The sequence below is a fragment of the Hyphomonas oceanitis genome, from assembly GCF_036964545.1.
GTDB lineage: Bacteria > Pseudomonadota > Alphaproteobacteria > Caulobacterales > Hyphomonadaceae > Hyphomonas > Hyphomonas oceanitis.
In genome coordinates, this window is sequence record NZ_JBALTL010000001.1 from 929732 (window position 1) to 955661 (window position 25930).

The 25930-nt window shown below is 61.9% G+C and carries 21 protein-coding genes; 11 read left to right on the top strand and 10 right to left on the bottom strand.

Annotated features, from left to right (window positions below; genetic code table 11):
* Positions 1–376: 376 nt before the first annotated feature.
* Both V7651_RS04590 and rsfS read right to left on the bottom strand, forming a co-directional pair.
* Positions 377–841, bottom strand: a complete 465-nt coding sequence (locus V7651_RS04590; protein WP_335612388.1) for a 23S rRNA (pseudouridine(1915)-N(3))-methyltransferase RlmH — start codon at positions 839–841, stop codon at positions 377–379.
* Positions 842–847: 6 nt separating this feature from the next.
* Positions 848–1246 (bottom strand): ribosome silencing factor, encoded by a 399-nt coding sequence (rsfS, locus tag V7651_RS04595; protein WP_418887218.1) that lies wholly within the window; start codon positions 1244–1246, stop codon positions 848–850.
* Between the two features lie 201 nt (positions 1247–1447).
* On the opposite strand from rsfS, the gene V7651_RS04600 reads away from it, so the two are divergent.
* The 8 genes from V7651_RS04600 to V7651_RS04635 all read left to right on the top strand — a co-directional run bounded on the left by V7651_RS04600 (position 1448) and on the right by V7651_RS04635 (position 9111).
* Positions 1448–2131, top strand: a complete 684-nt coding sequence (locus tag V7651_RS04600; protein ID WP_335612389.1) for a BON domain-containing protein — start codon at positions 1448–1450, stop codon at positions 2129–2131.
* A 55-nt stretch (positions 2132–2186) separates the two neighbouring features.
* A complete protein-coding gene (gene gshB / locus V7651_RS04605; RefSeq protein ID WP_335612390.1) occupies positions 2187–3137 on the top strand; it encodes a glutathione synthase in 951 nt (316 codons plus the stop codon).
* Positions 3138–3165: 28 nt separating this feature from the next.
* The gene (locus V7651_RS04610; RefSeq protein WP_335612391.1) at positions 3166–3537 is read left to right on the top strand and encodes a hypothetical protein; all 372 of its coding nucleotides are present in this window, start codon (positions 3166–3168) and stop codon (positions 3535–3537) included.
* A gap of 198 nt (positions 3538–3735) precedes the next feature.
* On the top strand, positions 3736–5238 hold the full coding sequence (locus V7651_RS04615) for an efflux RND transporter periplasmic adaptor subunit (protein ID WP_335612392.1): 1503 nt from the start codon (positions 3736–3738) through the stop codon (positions 5236–5238).
* 2 nt (positions 5239–5240) lie between these two features.
* On the top strand, positions 5241–5942 hold the full coding sequence (locus V7651_RS04620; RefSeq protein ID WP_335612393.1) for an ABC transporter ATP-binding protein: 702 nt from the start codon (positions 5241–5243) through the stop codon (positions 5940–5942).
* Positions 5939–7171 (top strand): ABC transporter permease, encoded by a 1233-nt coding sequence (locus tag V7651_RS04625; protein ID WP_335612394.1) that lies wholly within the window; start codon positions 5939–5941, stop codon positions 7169–7171. The genes V7651_RS04620 and V7651_RS04625 overlap by 4 nt, the downstream gene beginning before the upstream one ends.
* Positions 7164–8552: an efflux transporter outer membrane subunit gene (locus V7651_RS04630; RefSeq protein WP_335612395.1), complete on the top strand. Its 1389-nt coding sequence runs from the start codon at positions 7164–7166 to the stop codon at positions 8550–8552. The genes V7651_RS04625 and V7651_RS04630 overlap by 8 nt, the downstream gene beginning before the upstream one ends.
* 157 nt (positions 8553–8709) lie before the next feature.
* Positions 8710–9111, top strand: coding sequence for a helix-turn-helix domain-containing protein (locus V7651_RS04635; RefSeq protein WP_335612396.1), 402 nt, complete (start codon positions 8710–8712; stop codon positions 9109–9111).
* A gap of 21 nt (positions 9112–9132) precedes the next feature.
* Here V7651_RS04635 and V7651_RS04640 read toward each other — a convergent pair whose 3' ends face one another.
* Both V7651_RS04640 and mutS read right to left on the bottom strand, forming a co-directional pair.
* A complete protein-coding gene (locus tag V7651_RS04640) occupies positions 9133–9384 on the bottom strand; it encodes a hypothetical protein (RefSeq protein ID WP_035535027.1) in 252 nt (83 codons plus the stop codon).
* 146 nt (positions 9385–9530) lie between these two features.
* Positions 9531–12242, bottom strand: coding sequence for a DNA mismatch repair protein MutS (mutS, locus tag V7651_RS04645; RefSeq protein WP_335612397.1), 2712 nt, complete (start codon positions 12240–12242; stop codon positions 9531–9533).
* Positions 12243–12422: 180 nt separating this feature from the next.
* Here mutS and V7651_RS04650 point away from each other — a divergent pair, with 180 nt between their 5' ends.
* The gene (locus V7651_RS04650) at positions 12423–14699 is read left to right on the top strand and encodes an NADP-dependent malic enzyme (RefSeq protein ID WP_035535031.1); all 2277 of its coding nucleotides are present in this window, start codon (positions 12423–12425) and stop codon (positions 14697–14699) included.
* Positions 14700–14701: 2 nt separating this feature from the next.
* Here the strand turns inward: V7651_RS04650 and V7651_RS04655 are convergent, their stop codons facing one another.
* From V7651_RS04655 to V7651_RS04665, 3 genes are read right to left on the bottom strand one after another with little or no spacing between them, the layout of a single operon-like run.
* Positions 14702–16453 (bottom strand): MFS transporter, encoded by a 1752-nt coding sequence (locus V7651_RS04655; RefSeq protein ID WP_335612398.1) that lies wholly within the window; start codon positions 16451–16453, stop codon positions 14702–14704.
* Positions 16450–17940 (bottom strand): ATP-binding protein, encoded by a 1491-nt coding sequence (locus tag V7651_RS04660; RefSeq protein WP_335612399.1) that lies wholly within the window; start codon positions 17938–17940, stop codon positions 16450–16452. The genes V7651_RS04655 and V7651_RS04660 overlap by 4 nt, the downstream gene beginning before the upstream one ends.
* A gap of 45 nt (positions 17941–17985) precedes the next feature.
* Complete coding sequence (locus V7651_RS04665; RefSeq protein WP_335612400.1) at positions 17986–19533, bottom strand: YifB family Mg chelatase-like AAA ATPase; 1548 nt, start codon at positions 19531–19533, stop codon at positions 17986–17988.
* A gap of 160 nt (positions 19534–19693) precedes the next feature.
* Here V7651_RS04665 and V7651_RS04670 point away from each other — a divergent pair, with 160 nt between their 5' ends.
* Positions 19694–20911: a hypothetical protein gene (locus tag V7651_RS04670; protein WP_335612401.1), complete on the top strand. Its 1218-nt coding sequence runs from the start codon at positions 19694–19696 to the stop codon at positions 20909–20911.
* Positions 20912–21285: 374 nt separating this feature from the next.
* On the opposite strand, the gene dusA is transcribed toward V7651_RS04670, so the two are convergent.
* Positions 21286–22287 carry a tRNA dihydrouridine(20/20a) synthase DusA gene (dusA, locus tag V7651_RS04675; protein WP_335612402.1) on the bottom strand — a complete coding sequence of 334 codons (1002 nt, stop codon included), beginning with the start codon at positions 22285–22287 and terminating at the stop codon, positions 21286–21288.
* Positions 22288–22398: 111 nt separating this feature from the next.
* Here dusA and V7651_RS04680 point away from each other — a divergent pair, with 111 nt between their 5' ends.
* Entirely contained in the window at positions 22399–23457 is a 1059-nt protein-coding gene (locus V7651_RS04680; protein WP_035535045.1) for a site-specific integrase, read from the top strand.
* Between the two features lie 8 nt (positions 23458–23465).
* Here the strand turns inward: V7651_RS04680 and V7651_RS04685 are convergent, their stop codons facing one another.
* Together V7651_RS04685 and traG are read right to left on the bottom strand one after the other, a co-directional pair.
* On the bottom strand, positions 23466–23879 hold the full coding sequence (locus V7651_RS04685) for a ribbon-helix-helix domain-containing protein (RefSeq protein ID WP_051624406.1): 414 nt from the start codon (positions 23877–23879) through the stop codon (positions 23466–23468).
* Between the two features lie 2 nt (positions 23880–23881).
* On the bottom strand, positions 23882–25834 hold the full coding sequence (gene traG / locus V7651_RS04690) for an IncP-type conjugal transfer protein TraG (protein ID WP_035535047.1): 1953 nt from the start codon (positions 25832–25834) through the stop codon (positions 23882–23884).
* Positions 25835–25930: the final 96 nt, after the last annotated feature.

Here is a 25930-nt window from a genome sequence, read left to right on the forward strand (position 1 = left end):
ATGGAACCTATTCCGTTTAGAATGTGTTCATCATGCAGACACGTCCCCACTTGGGACTCTGGCAAGACACAAGGGTGATACAAATGGGTCAGGCAAATGTGATTGCGAAGGTCGTTTCTGTGGCGACTCTTGGGATTCTCGCGACGGCGCTTTTCATGATGGCGCTGGCTCCAAATCCGTCGCTCTACGCCGGCTGATTTTTTTCCGGATTATTTTGGAACCAAAATCCCGCCTTGCACGTAAACACTCTCAGATGGCCAGTAAGTCCCTCCCGACTGAACCCTCCCAAGCGCTGGACATCTATAAAGAGACCTCGAAGCTGCGTCCCCCCACCTTTCAGCTTCGAGGTTTCTTTTACCCCTTCAAAAAGTAAGCTTCAGGCCTTGTGATACGGCATGCCCGCCAGGATCGACATGGCCCGGTAAAGCTGCTCAGCCAGCATCGCCTTGACCAGCCGATGCGGCCAGGTCTGCGCCCCGAAAGCCATGATATCAGGCACGGCGCGCCGCACGGCCTCGCCATAACCCTCTGCCCCGCCAATCAGGAAGACAAGATCAGGCACGCCCTGATCGCGCAGTCGGCCCAGCTGGCTCGCGAAATCCTGCGAAGTCACGTTACGGCCAAACTCGTCGAGCCGGATCACATTGGCACCGGCCGGTATCTTCGCGAGGATACGCTCGGCCTCGGCGTCCAGCCCGCCACCGCTCGCCACTTCAATCTCCTCGATTCCACGAAAGCCAAGGCTGCGCGCAATCGGCAGGGCCCGTTTGACATATTCATCGAACAGGTCGCGTTCGGCGCCTGATTTCAGGCGGCCGACGGACAGGAGCGTCAGGCGCACAGGCGCCTAGTGCTGCGTGGCGCGATGGGCACTCGTGTCGGAGGCCCAGATCTTTTCGAGATTGTAGAATTCGCGCACTTCCGGCCGGAAGAGGTGAACGATCACGTCGCCGGTATCGATCAGCACCCAGTCAGCATTGGGCATGCCTTCGACATTGGCCGGGCGGCCGGTCAGCTTTTTCACCGTATGGGAAAGATGGTCTGCAAGCGCGGCGACATGCCGGCCGGAACGGCCTGACGCAATGATCATGAAATCGGCGAGGGAAGATTTTCCGTCCAGGTCAATGAACAGGAGGTCTTCAGCCTTGTCATCCTCAAGGGCCTTGGCAAGAGCCTCGGCAACCGTGCGGATGTCGTCAATCGTGGCACTCTTTGCGGGCAGTGTCCGCGGGGCGCTGGAAGTCAGGGTCTCAATTCCTTCTTGTATCTATAATGGGACTTTAACATGCCTGCCGAGTCACAGCCAGCCCAAACACTCAGGCCCGTCACACATGCGCCCAAACGCAATGTGAACTGCAATTTACTTGGAGACTGCCAGAATTTCGCCGTAAGTCTGGACGAGTGTCATTCCGACGTCCCCGGACCGCCAGCCACTGGAGTATGTAGAATGAACCTGCGACTTGCCGCCGCCGCCCTTGCCCTTGTCCTGCCTCTGGGAGGATGCGCCGTTGCAGCCGTCGGTGCCGCTGGCGCTGTGGGCCTCGCTGCCGCGAAAGACAAGACGCTGGGCGAGTCCGTCGACGACACGACCGCCTCCACCGAAATCAAGACCAAGCTGCTCGCCGAAAGCCTCAATCGCTTCGGCGAGGTTGATGTCGAAGTGAATAACGGCCTCGTCCTGCTCTCCGGCCGGGTCGATGATCCGACTGACCGCGTACAGGCCGAAGGCATCGCATGGACGTCAACACGGGCCATGGACGTTGCCAACGAGATCAAGATCGAGCCCGCGGGCGGCTTCATGGCCAACATGTCCGACGAGCTGATCTCCAGCCGCGTGCGCGCCCGCCTGATCGGATCGAGCACGGTAAAAAGCCTCAACTACAATATCGAGACCTATGACGGTGTGGTCTACCTGATGGGCACGGCCCGCTCGGCTGATGAACTGAAACGCGCCGCTGAAGAGGCCAGCGTGGTCGGCGGCGTGCGCCAGGTCGTCTCGTATGTGCGCATCCGTGAGCTGGTCCAGCGCCCGGCCGCGCCGACGACGCAGGCTGCCCCCTCTTACAATCCGACGCCGAGCCCTACATATGGAACCGAGACCGATGCCGAATTGCTCGGAGTGAGTTACTGACAGGGCCGGTGCGCCACTAAAGCCGCCGCCCGCATGAAATGGGAGCGGGCGCCACATGGCATTGCGTGTCGGGATCCAGATGGATCCACTGGAAAACGTCAAGATCGACGGTGATACCACCTTTGCACTGGCGGAAGTCGCCCAGGCGCGCGGGGCGGAACTCTTTGTCTACGGGCCGGACCAGATGTCCTATGAGCAGGGCCGGGTCACCGCCTGGGCCCGGCCGGCAAAGGTGCAGCGTGTGCGCGAGACGCCGGGCGTCTTTGGCGAAGCAGCCAAGCTGGATCTTGCAAAGGACCTCGACGTCATCCTGATGCGTCAGGATCCGCCCTTTGACCTCAACTATATCACCGCCTGCCACCTGCTGGAGCTGATTTCCGGCGAGACGCTCGTTGTGAACGATCCCGAAGGCGTGCGGTCGAGCCCCGAGAAAATCTTCCCCCTCCTCCACCCCGAAATCATGCCACCGACGCTGGTGACGCGGGAGATGCGGGACATTCTCGCCTTCCGCGACACGCACAAGGACATCATCGTCAAGCCGATCTACGGCCATGGCGGCGCAGGCGTGTTCCGCCTGAAGCCTGACGACTCGAACCTCGATTCCCTGCTGGAAGTCTTCTTCACGCGCTCGCGCGAGCCGGTCATGGTGCAGGCTTTCCTGCCGGCCGTCAGCGAGGGCGACAAACGAATCATCCTGATCGACGGCGAGCCCGTTGGCGCGATCAACCGGCGCCCGATGAGTGGGCAGGTCCGGTCAAATCTGGTCGTCGGCGGGACGGCCGAAAAATCCGATCTCAGCGATGCCGACATGCGAATCTGCGAAACAATCGGCCCGGAACTCAAGCGCCGCGGGCTGATCCTCACGGGTATCGACGTTATCGGCGGGCGTCTCACGGAAGTGAACGTCACCTCGCCGACCGGCGTGCAGGCCATCAAGGCCCTCTCCGGCATTGATAGTGCCGCCATTTTCTGGGACGTTGTGCAACAGAAGCTTGCGGACCGCTGATGGCCGCTGCAAGATCAGGTGCATGAACATGAAATCGATCACTGCTTTCGCCCTCGCCTCCCTTGTTCTCGCCGGCACGGCCTGCTCGCAAGGCTCCGACAGCGCAGACGTCCAGACGGTTTCGACGGATGAAAACGCGGCTGGCTCGTTCAATCTGAACCTCCCGAGCCCGACTACGGGCGAGACCACATCGTCCGGTGGTTCCATGAACCTTAATCTCGGTGGCAGCGGCGAATCCCGCCTGATCGGCTCCGGCACGTTCGGCGGCGGCGATTTTGGTGGCGATCCCACTGTTGACCTTAACCTGAACCTGGATTCCGAGACTGCCCTGCTCGACTCAGAAGCAGCCCAGTCCAGCTCGCAGGATGACGGCATCATCCGTCTTGAACCCAAGAAATAGGCAAAAACGCCTTTTCAGGCTGTTTTCCCTCTATCGTTGACTGGAATTACAGTTCCAAGCGACGGAAAGACGTGCGCCGGTCGTTTATCTGGCAGGCGCGTTGCAACGCTCCGAAATAAAAAGGCCCATGCGCCCGGCCCCCTCCAGGTTGGCCGGACGTGTTGACCATGACCCTGATGCGAGAGCGAGTGCAGTCCATTGATCCGCAAGATTAACCCGAAACTTCTGTATGGCCTCGGTGCCCTCGTGGCCCTGTTCCTTGTCTGGGCCCTGTTCCTGCGCGGACCGGGCAAAGCCGCAGCGGGCGATTTCACCGTGGAAACGGCGGCTGTCGACACGGGCGATGTTGCCCGTCTTGTGACCGCTTCCGGCGCCGTGCGCGCGCTGACGACGGTCGAGGTGGGCTCGCAGGTTTCCGGCCAGATCATCGAGCTCGATGCCGACTTCAATTCCGAGGTCAAGGAAGGCGAGATCATCGCCCGCATCGACCCGCAGACGTTCGAAAGCCGCGTGGCCTCGGCGCAGGCCGACATTGCCAGCGCCCGCGCCAGCCTCGATGTACAAAAGGCCAATATTGCGTCGGCCGAAGCCAGCTATGCGCAGTCCGAAAAAGAATATGAGCGGGTAAAGGCCCTGTTTGCGCAGGACGCGATTGCCCGCTCCTCGCTTGAAGATGCCGAGCGCACCCTCGCCGTGTCCAAGGCTTCGCTCGATGTCTCGCGCGCGCAGCTGCGCTCGTCAGAGGCCGCGCTCACGCAGCGTCAGGCGTCACTGAAATCGGCCCAGCTCGATCTTGACCGCACGATCATCCGCTCCCCCATTGATGGTGTTGTCATCGAACGCTCGGTCGATGTCGGCCAGACCGTCGCGGCCTCCTTCTCCGCCCCTATCCTTTTCCAAATCGCTCAGGACCTTGGCGACATCCGGATCGACGCAGCGGTCGTCGAGTCCGACATTGGCGGCATCGATGCCGGCGACCCGGCGACGTTCAAGGTGGACGCCTACCCGACCGAAACCTTCAAGGGCACGGTCGAACAGGTCCGCCTCGCCTCTGAAACCCTCTCCAATGTCGTCACCTATACGGTCGTCATCGCCGCCGAAAACCGTTCCGGCCGCCTCCTGCCGGGCATGACGGCCAATGTGGAAATCACCGCTGAAAAGCGCGAAGGCGTGCTGCGCATTCCCGAAGCCGCTGTACGCTTCCGCCCGCCGAGCGATGGCGTGACCGTCATCTCGTCCGAAACCAGCAGTGACCAGGCCCCGCGCAGTGGCGGCGGTCGTCCCGGCGGCCCGGGCGGTAACCCGGCGGATGCCCTCCTTGCCGGCCTCGACCTTGAGCCTGCCCGCAAGGAAAAGATCCAGGCCGAGATGAAAGCCGAGTTCGAAAAGGTTCGCGCCAGCATGGGCGAGGCCGGCGCCACATTCGACCGCTCCGGCATGCGCGAAAAGATCCAGTCCCGTATGGACAAGGTGCTGCGCGACAATCTCAGCCGTGAAGAACTTGCCGTCGTGCAGAAAAAGATCAATGAGCGCACAACGCAGACCCGCGTCGACCTCTATCAGCCGGTCGGCGACGGCACACTCAAAACAGCCCCCGTCACGATCGGCCTGTCCGACGGTCAGTATGCCGAGATCACACGCGGCGCGGAGGCAGGTGATGTCTTCATCACGCGCCTGACCGTTCCGACAGCAGGCAACTGAGCATGGCCTCAGAGGCGACACCCCTCATTTCGTGCCGTGACCTGACAAAGGTCTATCGCATGGGCACGCAGGACGTTTTCGCCCTGCGCGGCGTCAACGTGGATTTCGTCGAGGGTGAGATGACCGCGATCATGGGTCCGTCCGGCTCCGGCAAGTCGACGCTGATGAACCTGATCGGCGCACTCGACGTGCCAACCAGTGGCGAACTTCTGATCAAGGACCGTCCCCTCTCGAAGCTCAGCCGCGACGAACTGGCAGACCTGCGCAACGAGACGATCGGCTTTGTCTTCCAGCAGTTCAACCTGCTGAACCGCGCGACCGCGCTCGCCAATGTGAAACTCCCCCTCATGTATGCCCGCACACCTGTGGCAGACCCTGTCGCCCGCGCCCGCGAATGCCTCGAAATGGTCGGCCTTGGCACCCGCATGGACCACCGTCCGATGCAATTGTCCGGCGGCCAGCAGCAGCGCGTGGCGATTGCCCGCGCGCTTGCCGGTCGTCCATCCATCCTGCTGGCCGACGAGCCGACCGGCGCGCTCGACACGAAAACCTCCGAGGAAATCATGGACCTGCTGACAGGCCTTTCCAGCGAAGGCATCACGGTCGTGCTGGTCACCCACGAGCCGGAAGTCGCCGCCTATGCGACGCGCCAGATCCATTTCCGCGACGGCCAGATCGAACGGGATGAAAGGCGCGCGTCATGAAGTTCGGTGTTGCCTTCCAGTCAGCCCTTGAAGCGCTGATCTCAAATCCCCTGCGCAGCTTCCTTACAATGCTGGGCATCATGATCGGCGTCGCCTCGGTCATGGCCATGATGGCGATCAGCGAGGGCGCGGCCAAACAGGTCGATGCCCAGATCGCGCAGCTGGGCGCCAGCAACCTGACCATATTCCCCGGCGCGTCGCGTGGTCGGGCCCGCTCCAGCGGCGCCTCGTCCGACCAGCCCTTCACCGAATCCGATGTCGCCCAGCTCAAGCAGGAACCCTTCGTGACAGCCGTTGCCGCCCGCATCTCCGGCTCCGTCATGGTCGTCTCCGGCGAGGATAACTGGTCGACCAGCTTGCAAGGCACCAATACCGACTATTTTGTCACCCAATCGCTGAAAACCAGTGAGGGACGCCTGTTCGACGACCGCGAAGCCAGCTCCGGCGCCGCCGTGGCCGTTATTGGCAAGACCGTTGCCGACGCGCTGTTCGAGGGAACAAACCCGGTCGGGCAGACGATCCGCGTCAACAATGTGCCGGTCGAAGTAATCGGCGTGCTCGTCACGCGCGGCCAGTCATCCGGGCCGGGCGGTGACCGCGACGATATCGTCATCGTGCCCATCAGCACGGCCCGTAACCGTATCCTTGGTGGGAATGCCACCGTCGCGCGCTATGTCGGCAGCATGGAAGTCGGCATTGCAGACGGATACGACATGACAACGGCCCAGGAACAACTCGAAACCCGTTTGCGCGAAATCCGCCGCATCGCGCCCGGCGGGACAGATGATTTCCGCGTGTTCAACATTGCAGACTTCGTCCGCGCCCGCTCCAGCACGCAGGCGACCTTCGGCGTCCTGCTGGCCTTCACCGCTGCCGTCTCGCTCATCGTCGGCGGTGTCGGCGTGATGAACATCATGCTCGTGTCGGTCACCGAGCGCACCCGCGAGATCGGCCTGCGCATGGCCATCGGCGCACGCGGCATCGATATACTCGGGCAATTCCTGGCCGAAGCGCTGGCGCTCTGCCTGCTCGGCGGCCTGATCGGGTCTGCCTTGGGCGTGGGCGCTGCAAAGCTTGCAGCGAAACTCGGGGAGTTCCCTGTTGAGATTTCCCCGCGTATTGCCATCATAGCCATTGGCGCATCAGCTCTGATTGGCCTGTTCTTCGGATTCTTCCCCGCCCGGCAGGCGGCGCGGCTCAACCCAATCGAGGCCCTACGACATGAATAAGCTCTCCCCTGCCCTTGCGCTGGTCCTTCTGGCCACGGCCGTCCCGTCCTGCGCCTCCAGCCGCAGTCAGACGTCGCCCGAACCGCTGATCACGCAGGAAGCAACAGCGCTAAACGCGCCCGAACGCTGGGCCTTCGGGCCGGAGACGGATGGCGAAGTGGCCGCCGGCTGGTCCGAGATCATCAAGGATGACGCCCTCCTTGCGCTGATGGACGAGGCGCTCGCCGCCAATCCGGGCCTGCGGGCCAGCGCCGAAAGCGTGCGCCGCTCCGAAGCCTTCCTGCGCCAGTCACGCTCGGGCCTCCTGCCCAGCCTCGGTGCCAGTGCCGGCGCCTCGGGCTCCTCGCCCTTTGAGGATGCCGACCTGTCGGAAAACTATAGTCTCGGCGTCAGTGCGAGCTGGGAAGCTGATCTCTGGGGCGCCATCAGCTCGGATATCCTCGCCTCCGAATATGATCTCGTCAGCACCGAAGCCGTTTACCGGTCGAGCCGCGAATCCCTGGCCGCCGCCGTCGCCCGCGCCTATGTCGTGGCCATTGATGCAGGCAATGCCGTCGCACTCTCCCAAGCTACACTTACTGCGCAGGAAGAAACGCTGCGTATCGTCAATGTGCGGTACGAACTTGGCGCCGCCGACCGGCGCGAACAGGTGCTTGCCGAATCCGATATCGCCAGCGCGCGCGACTCCCTCGAACAGGCGCTGGCTGCGCAACGCAGCGCCGTGCGCGCACTGGAAGTCCTGCTCGGCCGCTATCCTGACGGCACGCTCCCCATTCCCGATACACTGCCTGCCGTGACCGATGTCGTCATTGCCGGCCAGCCGGCCGATCTCCTGCGCCGCAGGCCTGACATTGTTGCCGCTGAATCCTCTGTCCGCTCCGCCTTTGCAAATACGGCCATCGCGCGCACCGGGCGCTGGCCCAGCCTGTCGCTGTCCGGCGGCGTCTCCAGTGCGACGTCAGAACTTGGCGACCTCGTCGATCCGGCAGCGCTCGCCCTCTCCCTCGGCATCCGGCTCGCCGGAACGCTGTTTGATGGCGGCCTGACCACGGCGCGTATTGATGCGGCTGAATCGAACGGGCGCATTGCGCTCGCCAATTACGGGTCCACCGTGCTGGACGCCTATGCCGATGTCGAAGGCCGACTGGATGATGTCCAGACACTGCGCAACCGCGCAGGCTATGTCGAGACAGCTGCCGAGAATGCACGCGAAACATTGCGCCTTGCCGAGATCCAGTATCGCGAAGGCGCCATCGACCTTCTCGATGTCCTGACATTCCGCCAAAGAAGCTTTCAGGCAGACCGGACACTGCTGTCGCTGCGGCGGGCACAAATCGAATCCCGCATCACGCTTTATCTGGCCCTTGGAGGGGCCATTTAAAACATGAGCACTTTCACAACTATCATTCAAAAATCCCTATAGGGATCGCTCGCGAGGCGCAAAAACGCGACGTATTGCCGCTTAATGCCGCTTTTATGTAACAAATCTGCCGAACACGCTTGTCCTCTATAACATATGCTAGATAGTGGGTTTTATAATGTTGAAATCAGAGAATAATTCCGGCCACGATGCCCGAAAGCCAACCGATGCAGATCGCTTCGTTGGCCAGCAATTGCGTCAGGGACGCCGCGAAATGGGCTTTACCCAAGATGGGTTGGCCCAAATCCTTGGCGTTACCTTCCAGCAAATCCAAAAATATGAGGCTGGTCACAGCCGCATGTCAGCAGGTCGCCTCCGGGAGGTGGCGATTGCACTAAAAAAGCCCATTAGCTTTTTCTACGAGCCCTTTGAATCGACGGGCCGCAAGTCGCATGCCGCAGAGACACGCCTTCGGGTCAAGGATCTCCGGCGCGACGCAAAGAAGCTGATCGACCAGATTGGTGACGCCGACGACCTGCAGGTCGCCGTGCGCCTTTTGCAGGCCCTCGAGACAAACTGACGTCAGACGCGATCGTTACCGTCAGGCTGACGCAATACCGACACCGGCAGCCATAAGGCGGGATTCAAGCAGCCACCTATAGGCCGCTGCATAGGCGGCGCCGAGGGTGGTTTCCAGCTCATGGGACGTATTCGGGTCGGTCGCACCAGCGTCGCCAACAATGCGGATCACGCTCGCAAGGCGGTCCACGGTCTGTCGGGCACTCTCCAGCTCAATCCGTATCTGCGCACGGCAGACAGGTATTTCTGTTGAATTTCCTGACTTGTTGGACATCGTGACAGCTCCATGTAACTGGCATTCCCGGAGTGCGGCACCCTTCAGGCGCCCCTCACAGGAACCCCTGCCGACGACGCAATAGTCGCCAGCTGGAAATTACATTAGTGTCATGATGGCTCGCGTCCAATAAATTCAAAGATTGCTTATATTTTTTTTGTTTCCGCTATCATCTTGTATACGATATCCAGCGCATCGCGCGGTGTCAGGGCATCGGGATCCACATCTGCAAGAATACGGAGCAATTCAGAGTCTGCCTCAGGCGGATCAAAGGATTCGGCGGACGGAGCATCTTCTGCAAAAGCAGCAAAAAGCGGCAAGCTCTCGGCGGCAGCGGGATCAGCTTCAAGCCGCTTCAATATCTGAGCTGCACGCGCGACGGCCCGTTTGGGCAGGCCGGCAAGGCGCGCCACCTGCACGCCATAGGAGCGATCAGCCGGCCCGGATTGCACCTCGTGCAGGAAGACAAGATCATTCTTCCACTCACGCGCCCGGAGGGAGGCGTTCGCTGCGCCGGGCAGGTCTTCAGCGAGCTGCGTCAGCTCATGGTAATGCGTGGCAAAGAGGGCCCGGCAGGCATTGACGCCATGCAGATGCTCCACCGCCGCCCAGGCAATGGCAAGGCCATCATAGGTCGACGTGCCCCGGCCGACTTCGTCCAGGATAACGAAACTGTCGGGCGTCGCCTGCGTCAGGATCGCGGCTGTCTCCACCATCTCGACCATGAAGGTCGACCGGCCGCGCGCGAGATCGTCCGACGCACCGACGCGCGAGAACACCCGGTCTGCAAGGCCCAGCGTAATGGATCGGGCGGGTACGAAGCAGCCCGCCTGCGCCAGGATCACCGCCAGTGCGGCCTGCCGCAGATAGGTCGATTTACCCGCCATGTTCGGGCCAGTGACCAGCAGGAGGCGCGGCGCCCCATCCCCGCCCGCATCAAGCGACAGGTCATTCGCGGTAAAGCCCTTGCCGTCACGCCTGAGCGCCGCTTCGACCACTGGATGCCGCAGGCCGACAGCGGTAAATTCCGGCGCATCGGCAATCACTGGCCGCACCGCATCGCACTCGACCGCCCACGCCGCATTGGCCGCCGCAACATCGAGATCGGCCAGCGCACCAGCGGATACGGCCAGCGCTTCATTGAGGTCATCAACACGGCCACAGAATTCATCAAACAGCGCCGTCTCGCGGCCCTTGGATTCTTCCTCCGCCCGCGAAATGCGCCCTGCAAGGTCTGACAGCTCACGCGTCGAGAAACGCACATTACCGGCCAGCGTCTGGCGATGGATGAATGTCTCCGACAAGGGCGGCGCCAGCAGCGCCTCGCCATGTCGGGCCGGCACATCGATGAAATAGCCGAGCACATTGTTGAACTTGATCTTCAGCGCCGAAATGCCGGTCTCACTGGCATAACGCGCCTGCAGTTCCGCAATGATCCGGCGACTGTCATCCCGCAGCCCGCGCGCTTCATCCAGCGCTGCGTCCCAGCCCGGTGCAATGAAGCCGCCATCGCGCGCCAGCATGGGCAGGCTTTCATTCAGCGCACGGCCAAGGTCTGCAGCGAAGGTCTCCAGCGCTGGCGCATTGTCCAGTAAGAGCTTCTCGACGGCCCCCGCGAGCCGGGCGGGCAGTCCGCCATCCATGGCAGAGAGGCCACGCGCAGCAGCATCCCCGGCTGCAAGGGCCCGGCCAATGGCCTGCAGGTCACGCGGGCCACCCCGGCCAAGACGCAGCCGCAAGCGCGCGCGTTCGATATCAGGCGCCGCCTTCAGCCGGGCGCGCAAACGCTCCAGCATGTCGGCATCATCGACCAGCCAGGCCACAGCCTCCAGCCGCGATTCGATCTCGGAACGGTCCAGGGATGGACGCGAAAGATGCGTCGCCAGCAGGCGCGCGCCCGGGGCGGTCACCGTCCGATCGATCGTGCCCAACAACGACCCGTCCCGGCCGCCGCTCATCGACCGGTCGATCTCGAGGCTGGCGCGCGTGGCAGGGTCGATCGCGACATGCCCCCTTACCGGCGGTCTTTGCGGCGCATCCAGCCTGATATCCGCCCCGGCCTGCGTCAGCTTTACATAATCAAGCAAGAGCCCAATCGCCGACAGCTCCGCCTTGCTGAAATCGCCAAAGGCTTCCAGCGCCGCCACGTCGAACGTTTCCTTCAGCAGGTCCTCGCCGGACTTGGGCGTCGCGGCGCGCGCGGGCCGCTCGGTCAACGGGGCACGCGATGCCTCGGCCGCCGCCGCAATCGCCGGTCGGTCCATATCGCCGCTACTGACCAGCAATTCATTCAGCGGCCAGCCGAGCAGCATGTCCGCCAACGCACCCGGCAGGACCGGGGCGACATCAAACCGGCCTGTCGACACATCACAGACCGCTATCGCCGCTTCCGTGCCGCCCTTGGCAAGCGCAATGGCGGCCAATGCCTGCCCCTGCCGCGCGGGAAGCAGCGAATCCTCGGTCAGCGTGCCGGGTGTGACAATGCGGACAATGTCGCGATTGACGATGGACTTCGACCCACGCTTCTTGGCTTCAGCCGGGCTCTCGGTCTGCTCGCACACGGCGACACGCGCACCGGACTTGATCAACCGTGCCAGATAGCCCTCGGCGGCGTGATAAGGCACGCCCGCCATAGGAATTGGTTTACCATTGTATTCCCCGCGAGCTGTCAGCGTAATATCGAGGATTCGGGCTGCTTCGACCGCGTCATTGAAGAAAAGCTCATAGAAATCGCCCATTCGGAAGAACAGGAGCGATTCAGGATGGCGCTCCTTGATACCGAGATATTGCGCCATGAACGGCGTCGGTTCACTGCCCTTGGCAGCGGCCTGTTTCGAAGGGGGAGCAGTGTCAGCCATGGTGGCGGACGCTAGCGCCTCGCCAGTAGATTCGCAAAGCGTTCGCACTGCGATTGGCCATCAAATCGCCTGATTGCGTGACCACATGGTCCACATTTGCGGTTGGCACGCTTGGCCACGGGGCCTAGGGTCGACCGCTAGCGTTCATTCTCACTCGTTAGCATCGGACTACCCCTCTCCATGACCTCCAAGCGTCCTAGCTTCACTGATCAGGAAGCACTCGATTTCCATTCCAAACCGACACCCGGCAAAATCTCCATGGCGCCAACAAAGCCCATGGGAACGCAGCGCGACCTGTCGCTGGCCTACAGCCCCGGTGTTGCGATTCCGGTACTGGCAATCGCGGAAGACATCGACAAGGCCTATGACTACACGTCCAAGGGCAACATGGTCGCGGTCATTTCCAACGGTACCGCGATCCTCGGCCTCGGAAACCTCGGCCACATGGCCTCCAAGCCAGTCATGGAAGGCAAGTCCGTCCTGTTCAAACGCTTCGCCGATATCGACAGTATCGATGTCGAAGTGAACACGACCGATGCCGAAGACTTCATCCGCACCGTCCGTAACATTGGCGACACATGGGGCGGCATCAACCTCGAGGATATCGGTTCGCCCGATTGTTTCATCATCGAGAGCCGCCTGCGCGAAGAGCTCGATATTCCGGTCTTCCATGATGACCAGCACGGCACAGCCATCATCGCCGCCGCCGGCATCATCAATGCGTGCCACATCACGGGCCGCGAACTGAAGGACCTGAAGGTTGCCGTCTCGGGTGCCGGCGCTGCGGGCCTTTCGGTCGCAGGCCTGATCCGCCATCTCGGCGTCAAGGCCGAGAACATCCTGATGTGCGACTCCACCGGCGTGGTCTATGAAGGCCGCACCGACAAGATGGACCAGTTCAAGTCTGCCTTCGCCGTGAAAACCTCCAAGCGCACGCTGGCGGAAGCCTGCGAAGGCGCCGATTGCCTCCTCGGCCTCTCGGCCAAGGGTGCTGTCTCCAAGGCCATGGTCAAATCCATGGCCAAGAACCCGATCATCTTCGCCATGGCGAACCCGGATCCCGAGATCACACCCGAAGAGATCAAGTCGGTGCGTGACGATGCGATCATCGCGACAGGCCGCTCGGACTACCCGAACCAGGTCAACAACGTCCTCGGCTTCCCTTACATCTTCCGCGGCGCGCTCGACGTGCGCGCAAGAAGCATCAATGAGGAAATGAAGGTCGCTGCCGCCCGCGCGCTGGCTGAGCTGGCACGGGAAGACGTGCCGGATGAAGTGGCCGCTGCCTATCACGGTGCGCGCCCGAGCTTTGGCCGTGAATACATCATCCCCACCCCGTTCGATCCGCGCCTGATCAGCTTCATTCCACCTTTCGTGGCGCAGGCCGCCATGGACACAGGCGTTGCCCGCAAGCCGATTGCCGACATGGACGCCTACCGCGCCTCGCTGGCCCAGCGCGCCGATCCGGCTGCCGCCTTTATCCAGGGTGTTCAGGCCCGCGCTCGCGACGTGCAGCGCCGCATCGTGTTTGCAGAGGGGGAAGAGCCCGCCGTCGTGCGCGCCGCTTTCAGCTTCAAGAACCAGGGCCTTGGCCATCCGATCCTGATCGGCCGCGAAGCCCAGGTCGAGCGGACGATGGAACAGATGGGCGTGCCGGCCGGTACGCTGGAAATCATCAATGCTCGCCTCTCCGACAACAATCCCATCTACACAGACTTCCTCTATGCCCGCCTGCAGCGCGATGGCTACCTGAAGCGCGACGTACAACGTCTCGTGAACCAGGACCGGAACATCTTCGGCTGCTGCATGCTGAAGAATGGCGATGCTGATGGCATGGTCACCGGCGTGACCCGGAATTACGACGTGGCCCTCAGCGATTCCCGCCTGGTGCTCGACGCGCTGCCGGGCAAGGCGCTGATTGGCATGTCCATGGTCATCAACCGCGGCCGCACCGTGTTCATCGCCGATACAAGCGTGACCGAACTGCCGCAGGGCGATGACCTTGCGAATATCGCACTGGAAGCCGCCGCCGCCGTGCGCGCCATGGGCTTTGTCCCGCGTGTTGCCTTCCTCTCCTACTCCACCTTCGGCAACCCGATGGGCGAGCGCGGCGAGAAAGTGCGTGAGGCCGTCGCCATTCTCGACGAGATGGGCGATGTCGACTTCGAATACGAAGGCGACATGAACGCCGATATCGCGCTCAACCCGGGCCATTCCCTGCTCTATCCGTTCTCGCGCCTGAAGGGCCCTGCCAACGTGCTGGTCATGCCGGCGATCCACGCCGCGTCGATCTCGACCAAGCTGCTGGAATCCATGAGCCGCGCGACCGTGATTGGCCCGATGCTGCTCGGCCTTGAAAAGCCGGTGCAGATTGCCTCACTCGGCGCAACGGTTGGCGATATCGTCAATCTCGCGACGATTGCCGCCTATGACGTGGACCGCGTCCACCCAGACTAGGCCTAGTCGTCCTGATCCAGAACAAGGCTCGTGGCATGACTGGTGTCACGGGCCTGACGGATCCATTCAAAGATCGACAGCACGACGGCGACACCGCCGAGCCAGAACGTGATCATGAAGACTGAATAATAGCCCTGCCGCTCAATGATCTCGCCGAGCCATGGCCGTCCCAGCGTTCCGATCAGCATGGTGAGCGACGCCAGCAGCGCATATTGCACAGCCGCAAAGCGCGGGTTCACCACCGACGTCAGGTAGGCCGTGATCGCCACCAGCGCGAAACCACCCGCAAGGTTCTCGGCAAAAATGGTGACCATCAGGCGCGCCATGCGCTGGCCTTGGTCTGCGGCGACAACATCGGGTGAAAGCTTCGCCGCCCAGTCCGCCAGCGCGCTGAGCGGTGGGCCGAGATGAGATACCTGCAGGAAACTGTCGAGCACGACGGCGCCCGCTGCGAGGTCTGCATAGAGCAGGTTCGTCGCCGCTGCGACAACGCCACCGACGAAGAAGACCGGCATACGGCCAAGGACGGCAATTAGAACAGCCCCCAGCAACGACCCGAGAATGGTCGCAATGACACCAAAGAACTTCGACGCAATGGCCACATCGTCCAGCGAATGGCCGAGCGCACCGAACTGGTCTCCCAGATAGAACGGATACGCAAAAGCGCCCCACACGGCATCGGTAAAGCGATAGGTCAGCGCCAAAAGCAGGACCAGAACAGCGCCCCATTTGAGGCGCGAGATCAGCTCCATAAGCGGGTCAAAGATCGCCCGGAAGAGATTGCGCAGCACGGAATCCGCGCGCGTCTCATTGGCAATACGCACTGGCGTTTCAGCTGCCTGCGCCCCGAATCGGAAGACGAGAATGGCTGACACGATCGCTGGCACAAGCACGGTCAGCCCGACAATCCATGGGCCTTCCGAGCGCACAAATGTACCGCCGGAGGGCGGCGTCGCCGAGAACAGGGCCTGCATCACGAAAGTGAGGATCATGACAAAGCCGATCAGCCAACCGATCGACACGACTGTCACGGCAGGCACGGACACGCCGCGCGGCAGGCTGGGCAGGAAGGAGAGCCGGTCGGCATTGGGCTTTTTCGAACTGGCCGGTTCCGGCGCAATGATGCTGCCGATCATCGACAAAGCGAGCACGAAGGCGACCATCAGAAAGGTAACCGTCCAGCCCGCACGGGCTGCCACCAGCAGCGCAATGAAGCCGGAGATAAAGCCCGCCGACTTGTAGCCGAACTGGTAGAGGGCGGACATGAGGTCCTTGTCCTCGTCCGACCGGGCAACCTCGATGCGCCAGGCATCCAGCACGATGTCATGCGTCGGTGAGATCAGCGCGATGGCCAGCGCAATCAGCGCAACAAGGCCGATATTGGCCGCCGGGTTCGTGAAGGCGAAAATGGCAATCAGGATGACCATGACGCCCTGCAACAGCAGGAGCCATGACCGCCGCCCCCCAAGAAATCCGGTGATCGGCGCAGGCCGGGCCGTCTGGAAGATTGGCGCCCAGAGATATTTGAAGGAATAGCCGAGCGTCAGCAGGGATAGCGTGCCGATCGTTGACGGCGTGATCCCGAGCTTAGTGAGCCAGGCATTCAGCAGGCCCAGCGTAACGCCCATTGGCAGGCCCGCCGCGAAGGCGAACAGAGCCATCGCGGCCATGCGCCTGTCGCGCAGGGCCTTGAGGGCGCGCACAGCGCGGGGCGGTTTTTTCAGCGGCGGAGGTGGGATCGCCGCTTCGCTCATGCGGCGCCTGCGGCGGGACGTTTCGGGCTCGTCCAGCGGATGGCCAGCATGCGCAGGGATTCAGCGTCCAGCGGCTTGGCCACGACCTTGTCAGCGCCCGCAGCCACGGCGCGACGCTCGATATCGGAATTCACCTCGGCGGAGACCGCAATGATCGGCACGCGTGAGCCCCCTGCCCTTAGCTGGCGCATGGCCTCGAAGCCATCCATCACGGGCATACGCAGATCCATCAGGATGAGTGCGGGGTTCATATTGCCTGCGGCCTCCAGTGCCTCACTGCCAGTCGAGGCGACTGTGACGGTAAATCCTGCCGATTCCAAGGCGCGGCGTGCAATCAGCGCGTTGACCGGGTTGTCATCCGCAATCAGGACGTGGCCGGCGCCGGTCTGCGCCTCTTCCTCTTCATGCGCCTCGCCGCCTGCGCGCACGAGAAAGATACGTTCCGCCAGCGATGATGTGCGTAGCGGGCGCACGAGCCAGCCGACGCAGCCCAGCAAGCGGAACCGTGGCAGCGCGCCACGGTCTTCCGGTCGCAGGACGACCAGCGCAGGCGCCATTTTGGCATAGGCCCGAACGGTCGCTTCCGGCAGGTCGGCGCCGATCAGCATGACATCAACGCCTTCCGGCAACTGGCCGCGTGACGGATCAACGAGGATTGGCGCGGCGTTAACCTCCTCCAGCGCAGCGGCAATGGAGAGGCTCGTGACAAGCGGCAGGCCAACAAGACCCACACGGCCACCGAGGTTCACATGGGTCGCATCGGGATCCACACCGGTGCGCGCCAGCGGCAGGAAAACAGAGAACGCCGTGCCCACGCCCGGCAGGCTGTGCACATCGATGCGGCCGCCCAACAGATCTGTCAGGCGTTTGGTGATGGCAAGCCCAAGGCCGACGCCGCCATCCTTGTAGGCATCGGCGCGGCCGGCCTGGTGGAAGGCCTCGAACAGGTGCGCGAGATCGTCCTTTGCGATGCCGGGGCCGGTGTCGATGATGCGGAATTCGAGTCCGTTCTCGAGGGCCGTTATGTCCAGAAGGACGCCGCCCTTCTCCGTAAACTTCAGCGCATTACCGACCAGGTTGAACAGGATCTGCCGGATGCGGCCCGAGTCGCCCGAATAGGTCGGCATGGGCAGTTGCGATTTGCGGGTGGCCAGGTCGAGCCCGGCGGCATGAGCGCGGGGGCTCAGCAATTCGATCACTTCACGGCCGAGCTGGGCGGGGCAGAAGCTTTCGGCTTCCAGCTCCACGGCGGAAGCATCGAGCCGGGCATAGTCGAGCACATTGTTCAGGAGTTCGAGCAGGCGGGCGCCGCTCTGCTTGATGACTTCGGCATATTCGCGCTGGGAGGGCTGGAGGTCGGTTTCCAGCAGCAGTGACACGGTGCCGAGAATGCCATTGAGGGGCGTACGAATCTCATGGCTCGCCGTGGCGAGGAAGGTTTCCTCGGGCGAAGGGGACGATTTGTGCGTGTCGGATGCGTCAGTCATAGGGAGGAACCCTAGGTTCAAGGCTTTAGCATTCGTTTAATGCGCCTAGCGCGCAAGGGCATCGGCCTGGACGCCTTCGGCCTGCCCCGGCGCGCGGCGGCGATAGGTCAGCGCCTCGGCAATGTGGAGACGGCGCACGCCCGTCGCACCATCGAGATCTGCAATGGTGCGGGCGACTTTGAGGACGCGGTGATAGCCGCGCGCGGTGAGCTGGAGCTTGACAGCGGCATCGGCAAGCAGGGCCGCGCCGGGGGCATCGGGCGCGGCGAGACGCTCAATGTCGCCGGTGGGCGCATCGGCATTGACGGGGCGGCGCTGGTCGCTGGTGATCTCGCCAAAGCGTTCGGTCTGGATGTCGCGCGCCTTCAGGACGCGGGCCTTGACCTCTGCCGTGCCTTCGGCGGCGGGCGGCAAGGCCAGATCGACGGCCGTAACGGGGGGCGTGTCATAGTAGAGATCGATGCGATCAAGGAACGGACCGGATAGGCGCGACTGGTAGGTTTGGGCACATTTCGGCCCCTTCGTGCAGGCCGCTGCGCCCGGGCCGCCCCCGCAGCGGCAGGGGTTCATCGCGGCGACAAGCTGGAACCGGGCGGGATAGCGCACATGGCGATTGGCGCGGGCGACGACGGCTTCGCCCTCCTCCAGTGGCTGGCGGAGGCTGTCGAGCACATGGGCCGGAAATTCGGGCAGTTCGTCGAGGAAGAGGATGCCGTGATGGGCGAGCGAGACCTCGCCGGGCTTGGCCTTGATGCCGCCGCCGACAAGGGCGGCCATGGAGGCGGAATGGTGCGGCGCGCGGAAGGGCCGTGTGCGCGAGAGGCGCCCGCGTTCGAGGAGGCCCGCGATGGACTGGATTTGCGAGACTTCGAGCAATTCGCGCGCCGAAAGCGGCGGCAGGAGGCCCGGCAGGCGCTGCGCGAGCATGGACTTCCCGGACCCCGGCGGGCCGCAGAAGAGGAGGTTATGCCCCCCCGCAGCGGCTATTTCGAGGACGCGTTTGGCCCCTTCCTGGCCCTTTACGTCGCGCAGGTCAGGCCCCATCGGCGGCTCGGCCAGCACACCGGCGGCGGGCGGGCCGATGACAGCGCGGCCGGTGAAATGATTGATCAGGGCGATGAGGCTCGGCGCGGCGAGCACGCTGCCGCCGGCCCAGGCCGCTTCCCCGCCGCAGGGGGCCGGGCAGATCAGTTTCAGGTCCAGCGCCTCGGCGGCCATGGCGGCGGGCAGCACGCCGAGCGTCTCGCCGAGGCGGCCGTCGAGCGACAGCTCGCCAATGGCCGCGTGGCCTTCGAGCATGTCGGGCGGGATGACACCCATGATGGCGAGGATGGAAAGCGCGATGGCGAGATCGTAATGGCTGCCCTCCTTGGGCAGGTCTGCCGGGGCGAGGTTCACGATGACGCGCTTGGGCGGCATGGCGAGGCCGAGCGCGGCCAGCGCCGCGCGAACACGCTCGCGGCTCTCGGTCACCGCCTTGTCGCCAAGGCCGACAATGTTGAAGGCAGGCTGGCCCCCGGTGAGCTGTACCTGCACATCAACCGGCTGCGCCTCAACGCCCTCGAACGCAAATGTCGTAATGCGGCAAACCATGTGCGCCTTTCCCCGTCAGCGGGAAAAGCGTTAACACACGTTAACGAACAAAGGAAGAACGAACTGTCCGAGAAAGCTGTCGTGATCAGACTCTTTAACCACGGATTTCGATTGGGGTGTGATTTGCGCTATTGTCGATGAGTCATACTCGGAGACATAAATGGCAAAGCCTGTAACGACGCGGACCATTGGGCCTCTCCACCCGGAGGACTTGGAGCCCAAGCGATTTGAAGACCTTGTGCGGCAACTCGCTTATGACTTCCGAATTTGGCGAAAGCTCGAAGCCACAGGCAGAGGCGGCGGCGACGAAGGCTTTGATGCCCGGGGCTACGAGATAGTTGGCGCCCAAGGCCCAGAGGTGGCGTCTGCTGACGGCGAAGAAGAGGTTGAGGGCGAAGACGCACAACGCGACCGTCTATGGATGGTCCAGTGTAAGCGCGAAAAATCAATCGGCCCGGCAAAGCTTCGCAAATATCTCGAGTCAATCATTGTATCTGATGATGAGCCGATACATGGCTTTATATTCGCCGCCGCCTGCAACTTCACGATGGCATCTCATAAGGTGTTTTTTGAGGTTGTTCGCAAAAAGGGCATAGCTGAGGCTTACCTGTGGGGCAGTGGCGAGCTTGAGGATCAGCTATTCCAGCCCAAGAATGACGGTCTGTTGTTCGCGTACTATGGGATCTCACTGCAAACGCGAAAGCGGTCGCTGAAGACAGAGATTAGAACAAAGCTCGCCACCAAAAGAAAATGCAAGAAAGTGCTGCACCCTTACGACGATGTGCTTATTCGCGACGTAGCAGACTCTCGATATCCCTACCTAGATATCAGCAGGCCGGACCGCGTTAGCCAGGGCCATTGGAAGGTCTATAGGATAGAGGACTGCGCCTCTGATGGGGTTAGAGTACTGCGGCACCGACACCTCGCATTCTTGGACGTGGAAACGGGCGAATGGGACTACGCGGAAAGGATGAATGACGGCCCAGTCCACCATTCCACTGACCCGTGGTCAGAGCGGGATCGGTATGATGCTCCTGACCGTCAGAGTGCAAGTAGTGTTTGGAACGCGCTGCCACCAAACCACAAGGGTTGGCTCGAAATGTATTTGGTTCTGCCATACGAAAACATCTTGGCGGTCGATGAGGATGGGGACGAGCATTTTACGCGACCACACGTCTATACTCCCCCATGGGACGGCGTTAGCTTCCCATTCGCAAATTATTCGATATTCCAACTTGAGGGCATTGAACCAGAATCACGCAGAGGAATCCGCCCGATACAACACAAACGGATCAAAAAGTTTGCGCGAGGTATTGGCAAGCGCTCGCAGTACTTCGATGGCATTGAGGATGATCCCGAGAATGCGGGCGCCACTTAGTCCAGCCAAACAATCCTATATCCGAGCTTTAGACTGCCGAGCCGGCAGAGCGGCCCAAGCACCCAGCACCAAAAGCCGGGCAGGGCCCTGCCCTTCCGGTTTTTGCTTTGCTTGCAAGGTCCTTGCGGATGGGCGGCGGGGCCGCCTGGGCAAGGCTGATAGTTCAATTATTATTGGATAGTGTTGCGCCCTGCCGTGCACAGCTGGCCGCCGTCCCATCCGCGTGGGGCAGGCAAGTGCCCCGGACCTGCCGCCGGGGAGGAAATCCGGCGACGGATGAGACTATACGCGCATTGTGGCGGGGGCGGAGAGACGCGGGCGCTTTTGCCGAAGGCGCTGCAGGGTGCGGCGCGGACTGTGTGGGAGAGGCGGCTTCAGACTTCGGTGAGATTGACCGTATGCCCCGTGATCGCTTCGACGGCGGCGTCGAGCACATCGAGCCCCGCGCCGGGCTTGGGCGCGCGCTCTGACAGGACACGGCGCCAGGCGCGGGCCCCGGGCTGGCCATTGAAGAGGCCCAGCATGTGGCGCGTCATGGCATGAAGACCGGTGCCGCGTTCGAGCTGGTCGGCCATATAGGGCATATAGGCGATGGTCGCGTCATGGGCCGAGACAATCGGGGCGCCTGCCCAGCCGAAAGCTGCGTCGACCTCGCCCAGCAAAGACGGGTTCTGGTAGGCCGCACGGCCGAGCATGACGCCGTCGAAGACTTTCAGGTGGGTGCGGCACTCCTCGATCGTCGTGATGCCGCCATTCAGCGTGATGGAAAGGTGCGGGCGCTCTGCTTTCAGGTCTGCGACGAGGGCATAGTCGAGCGGGGGAATGTCGCGGTTTTCCTTGGGGCTGAGGCCTTTCAGCCAGGCCTTGCGGGCGTGGACGGTGAAATGGTTGCAGCCTGCGGCAGAGACCTTGTCGATGAAGGTGAAGAGGGTTTCGCGGGCGGGCATATCGTCGATGGCGATGCGGCATTTGACCGTGATGGGCAGCTCTGGCTCCGCCTCAGCCATGGCGGCGACGCATTCGGCCACGAGGTCCGGCTCGGCCATCAGGCAGGCGCCAAAACTGCCGGACTGGACGCGCGACGAGGGGCAGCCGCAATTGAGGTTGATCTCCTCATAGCCCCAGCTGGCGCCGATGCTGGTGGCTTGCGCGAGCTTCGCGGGGTCGGAGCCGCCAAGCTGCAGCGCGGTCGGGTGGCAGGCGGGATCCTCGCGCAGCAGGCGGTCGGGGTCGCCATGGATGACGGCGTCGGCGGTGACCATCTCGCTGTAGAGCAGCGCGCTTTTTGTCAGGCAGCGATGGAAGGCGCGGCAATGCGCGTCGGTCCAGTCCATCATAGGTGCGACAGAAAATCTATGTACTTGATTTTTATTCATTTTTTCAGTAGTTTCAAAGGACTATAACGAGAACGTGTGCAATTCGTGTGCACTGATTTGCACGCGTTTGTACCGGTTTTGATCCCTCTGTGCACACGGAGCGCACACGAAATGTCGTCAATCACGAAGCTTCCTTCCGGCAATTGGCGGGCACAGGTCCGCCGCAAAGGACGGTATGTCTCCCAGTCATTCCTGCGCCGCAAGGACGCCGAAGAATGGGCACTCAAAATGGAGCGCCGGGTGGACCGTGGAGAAAGCGTCTCCAAGCACCGCCCGGACCTTATAAACACGGTTGCCGATCTCGTCGATCTCCACATTGCCGACATGCTGGATGTACGCAAACCGCTGCGCCGTTCGAAGGCATACTCCCTGAACAAGCTGAGAGACGATATCGGCCACTTACGCCTTAACCAGATTGAGCGAGAGAGGATCATCGAGTTCGCAAGGGATCGCCGGAGCGAAGGTGCCGGCCCCGTCACCATTGCCATGGACATCTCCTACCTGAAGACCATCATGCTGCATGCGACCGCTGTTCACGGCGTGCCCCTTCAAGTCGAACAAGTTGATCTTGCGCGGGTGGCTCTCTTCCGGCTCGGCCTTGTCGGAAAGGGCCGTGAGCGTGACCGGCGCCCGACACAGGAAGAACTCGACCAACTCATTGCTCACTTCGAATCCAATGAACGCCTGAAGTCACCCATGGCCCGGATCGTAAAGTTCGCGATCGCTACCGCGATGCGCCAGTCAGAAATCTGCTCAATCGAATGGTCGGACATTGATGAGCGCAAGCGTACGGTTCTTGTCCGCGACCGCAAGGACCCTCGCAACAAGGATGGAAACGACCAGCGTGTGCCGCTTGTCGACCTGGCGGGATATGACGCGTGGGCATTGCTTGCAGAACAGCGCGCATCCCGGCCCACCAAGGGCCGGATATTCCCATACAATCCGCGTTCGATTGGCACAGCGTTCCGCCGCGCCTGCCAGGAACTAGAGATTGAAGACCTGCACTTTCACGATCTTCGACATGAAGGGACCAGCCGACTGTTCGAAGCGGGTCTCCAGATCGAACAGGTTGCGCTCGTGACAGGCCACAAGGACTGGAAAATGCTGAAGCGATACACCCATCTCAGTGCGGACATGATCGTCAATTTTGCGCGCGGCCGGAGTGCCTAATCGCTAAACTAGTCCAGATCGTCATGTTCCAACGGAATGCGATCCGCCAAGGAACCCTGCCCGGATACTTTTCGGGCAACCTGTTCGATGAAGAAGTCAAACCGGCGCTGCCCGAGCGCATGAGCCGCATCACGGTCCCCTTCCGGAATCGGATCTGTGCGCGTGAGCCAATAGAAGACGTAATGTGCGAGTGTTTCCATCGTCAGAGTGACGTCTCGCTCAATCTTGCCCTGCCGCGCATCGAAGGCATCCATGCGGCCGATAAGTCGCGCTTCCAGCCCCCGATCCTCTTCCGGGAACAGGAACTGCTGCAGTGCGGCTTCCAAGATCGCTGTTTTCGTCACGCCTGGACGTTCCGCTGCTGCGCAGAGCGCATCATTCAGTTTGGGTGACAGTCTCAGATTGGCGCGCGGTTTGGGCATAATCAGAAATCCGGCAGCATGTCTTTGTCGCCGCGATCCATGGCGACGGCGCGGCGAACCGCGTCCAGGTGATCGGCATCACCGGCATCCTGTGTATCTTCCAGATCCGGCTGTTCATCGCTGGCGACGTCCTTGCTGCGCAGTTCGGGAGCCAAGGCAAGTTCCGGAACAGTTTCCAAACCGCCATCCGAGCGCTCACCGCCACTTCGCCGACTACCGTCGCCCTTCGCATCAGCCAGAGAGGTATCGCTCCATTCATCATACGAAGAGCGTAGACTAAGTTGTCTGGGCGCGGGGGGAATGACACGATCAACAAAACTCCGATCGGCGTAGTATCGAAGCTTTTGCGCCCTGACGGGTGGTGCACCGGACACCATGACCAGTTCGTCAGCCGCCGGCAGCTGCATAATTTCGCCGGGCGTGAGAAGCGGTCGGCTCGTCTCCTGCCGCGAGACCATCATGTGAGCCAGCCATGGCGCCAGCCTGTGCCCCGCATAGTTTTTTTGCGCGCGCAGCTCTGTCGCCGTTCCGAGCGCCTCTGAAACCCGTTTGGCGGTCCGCTCATCATTCGTCGCAAAAGCGATGCGTACGTGACAGTTGTCCAAGATCGAATTGTTGGGACCGTAGGCCTTTTCTATCTGGTTCAGGGATTGCGCAATCAGGTAGGCCCGGATGCCGAACCCCGCGATGAACGCCAAAGTCTGCTCAAAGAAGTCGAGTCGCCCGAGCGCCGGAAACTCATCCAGCATCAGGAGCAATTTGCGTCGTGCCGGGTCCGGCTTTTCTTCTGTCAACCTTCGTCCGATCTGGTTGAGTAGCAAGCGCATAAGAGGCTTGGTGCGCGACAGATCTGATGGCGGACACACTAGGTAGAGCGAAACAGGCCGGTCCGCACCGACAAGATCAGCAATGCGCCAATCACTTGCACCCGTGACAGTCGCGACGACCGGATCCTGATAGAGATCCAGAAAACTGAGCGCTGTCGACAAGACACCCGAGCGCTCGTTCTCCGATTTGTTCAGCAGTGACCTGGCCGTCTGTGCGACAACTGGATGCACAGAACGTCCCTTGTGCCGCGTGCTCATCATTGCGGTGAGAGTCGCCTCAAAGCTCCGCTTTGGATCAGACAAGAAGCGGGCACACCCCGACAGCGTCTTGTCCGTCTCAGCGTAGAGGACATGAAGGATAGTTCCGACAAGGAGTGCATGTCCGGTCTTTTCCCAGTGGTTGCGCCGTTCGAGACTGCCTTCGGGATCAACCAGAATATCGGCAATGTTCTGCACATCGCGCACTTCCCGTTCGCCCCGCCGCACATCGAGCAGGGGATTGTAACGCGGTGACGAGGGATCGGTCGGATCGAACCTGATGCAGGTGCTGAATAGCGCTCGCCAGCCCGAGGTCAGGTCCCAATTCTCTCCCTTGATATCGTGAATGACCGCGCTGCCGGTCCAGGACAGGAGCGTCGGGATCACCAGCCCCACCCCCTTCCCCGACCGCGTGGGCGCAAAGGCCATGACATGCTCAGGCCCTGCATGCCTCAAATACCGCCCCTTCCACCGGCCGAGAAAAACTCCAGCGTCCGAGAAGAGACCGGCTGATTTCATCTCCTGAACCAACGCCCAGCGCGCCGACCCGTAGGTAGTGACATTCCGCTCATGTCGGCTGCGCATCACCGATCCGATGACTGCCGCCAGGATACCCAGACCGCCTCCACTTAGCGCAATCAGTCCTGCCCGGTTAAACACATCCGGCGCATAGGCCTCATAGGCATACCACCACTGATAAATCCGCCAGGGTTTGTAGACAGGTAGATCTACCACTACGAACCAGGGCCGCCCCAGAGCGGCCTGAAAATCCAGCGCCTCCGCTGCCCATTGCGTAGCTGCCCAAGTCGCACCAACAACTATCGCAAGAACGCCAACGATCTGACCCAGAAGGATTTTCGTGGGTGACAATGGAAGGCTCCTAGCAAGTGGGCTGGAGCATGACGTGCACGGCACAACCTGAATAGTGGCGCTCGAAGCCTATTCCGGCAAACCAATGCATTAGGA